The organism is Halomonas llamarensis (genome assembly GCF_023555005.1).
Taxonomy (GTDB): Bacteria; Pseudomonadota; Gammaproteobacteria; order Pseudomonadales; family Halomonadaceae; genus Vreelandella; species Vreelandella llamarensis.
Genome location: NZ_JAMJPJ010000123.1, coordinates 1 through 327, shown reverse-complemented (window position 1 = coordinate 327; position 327 = coordinate 1). Strand labels below are relative to the sequence as shown.

Genomic DNA, 327 nt, shown 5'->3' with positions numbered 1-327 from the left:
AAATGAACCTGATCGAACTCAACAAGGCGGATCGTTTGGGCTTGCCAGAAGGCCCACTGCGCGCCTGGATCACCTTCTTCAAGCACTGGCAGGAGGAATTAACGATGGCCAATGTCGCCCACGAACCGGTCAAGCGTGCCATGAGCCGCATTCGCGAACTCAGTGCCGACGAAGAAACCCGCCGTCTTGCCTTTGTGCGTGAGCGAGCGCTGCGGGATGAAGTGTCGTTTTTGAATGATGCGAAGCGGGAAGGTGAGAAGCTGGGTATAGAGAAAGGCCGCCAGGAAACCCTGCAAGAGGCAGAAGAGCGGGTAAAGGAAGCCGAGT

1 pseudogene is annotated in these 327 nt (G+C 56.6%); it reads left to right on the top strand.

The features are described 5' to 3' along the window. Window positions 1-327: pseudogene (locus M8006_RS17875) on the top strand (Rpn family recombination-promoting nuclease/putative transposase); the annotation flags it as partial.